Genomic DNA, 1,398 nt, shown 5'->3' with positions numbered 1-1,398 from the left:
ATCCCGGCCCGAGGCCACCAGATCCCACAACGCCTCCGGTGAATCCACCCCACCCGGGAAACGACACGCCAACCCCACCACCGCAACCGGCTCGTCGGCGGGATGGAGCCCCGCCGGGACCGTGCTGGTCACCGTCGGCTGCGCGTCGGTGAGTTCGGTGCGTAGCCAGCCGACGAGGGCGGTGGGGGTGGGGTGGTCGAAGACGAGGGTGGCCGGCAGTCGTAGTCCTGTGGCGGCGGTGAGCCGGTTGCGCAGTTCGACGGCGGTCAGGGAGTCGAAACCGAGATCCTTGAACGCCTGGGCGGTGTCGACGGCGTCGGGGCTGGGGTGGCCGAGGACGGTGGCGACGTGGTTGCGCACCAGATCGAGCAGGAACCGCTGCTGCTCCGGCTGCGCCATGCCGGCCAGAGTCCGGGCCAGGTCGCCCATGGCGGGCGTGCCGTCGGTGCCGGCGGCGGCACGGCGGCTGGTGACAGGTGCCAGGTCGCGCAGGATCGCCGGTAGCGTGCCTGCGGCAGCGTGGCGGCGCAGACGGGCTGTGTCCCAGTGGGCGGCCACCACCGTGGGCCGGTCGGAGTGCACGGCGGCGTCGAACAGGCGCACGCCCTGCTCGGACGTGAGCGCCAGCATGCCGGAACGGTTGAGCCGGGCCAGGTCCTGGGTGTCCAGGTGCGCGGTCATGCCGCTGTCCTGCGCCCACATTCCCCAGGCAATGGAGGTGGCCGCTGAACCCTGGGCGTGCCGGTGGCCGGCCAGGGCGTCCAGGAAGGTGTTGGCGGCGGCGTAGTTGGCCTGGCCTGGGCTGCCCAGTAGGCCGGCGGCGGAGGAGAACAGGACGAGATGGGCGCCGGTGTGCCGGGTCAGGTGGTGCAGGTTCAGCGCCGCGTCGACCTTGGCGGTCAGGACGGCGTGCAACTGCTGCTCGGTGAGTGTCTCGATGATGGCGTCGGCGAGCACGCCGGCTGCATGGATCGTGGCGGTCAGCGGGTGCTCGCCGGGGATGTCGGCCAGTAGCTGGGCCAGGGCGTGCGCGTCGGCGGCGTCGCAGGCGGTGACCTGCACGTGGGCGCCCAGGTGCGTCAGCTCGGCTTGCAGCGCCGCGGCGCCCTCCGCGTGAGGGCCACGGCGGCTGATCAGGAGAAGGTGGCGCACGCCGTGGGTGGTGATCAGGTGCCGGGCGATGAGTGCCCCGAGCGTGCCGGTGCCGCCGGTGATCAGCACGGTTCCGGACGCGTTCCACGGTGCGGCGGCGCCGTCGGACGGGGCGGGACGCACGCGGACCAGCCGGGGGGCCAGGAGCCGGCCGTCGCGGATCGCGACGGGCGGCGGGGCGCCCACGGGGACCGGGGGCAGGGCCTGGACCGGGGGGGGGGGGTGGGGGGGGGCCCGCCGCACCCC

1 protein-coding gene is annotated in these 1,398 nt (G+C 74.2%); it reads right to left on the bottom strand.

Features of this window, described 5'->3' with window-relative positions:
• On the bottom strand, positions 1-1,275 hold a 1,275-nt coding region (locus AB0O48_RS34520; RefSeq protein WP_365070197.1), incomplete at its 3' end, for a type I polyketide synthase.
• Positions 1,276-1,398: the final 123 nt, after the last annotated feature.

It is taken from the genome of Micromonospora sp. NPDC085948, from assembly GCF_040686315.1.
Lineage (GTDB): Bacteria > Actinomycetota > Actinomycetes > Mycobacteriales > Micromonosporaceae > Micromonospora.
Note: the sequence above shows the minus strand (reverse complement) of the source record. Positions and strands in the feature narration are given on the sequence as shown.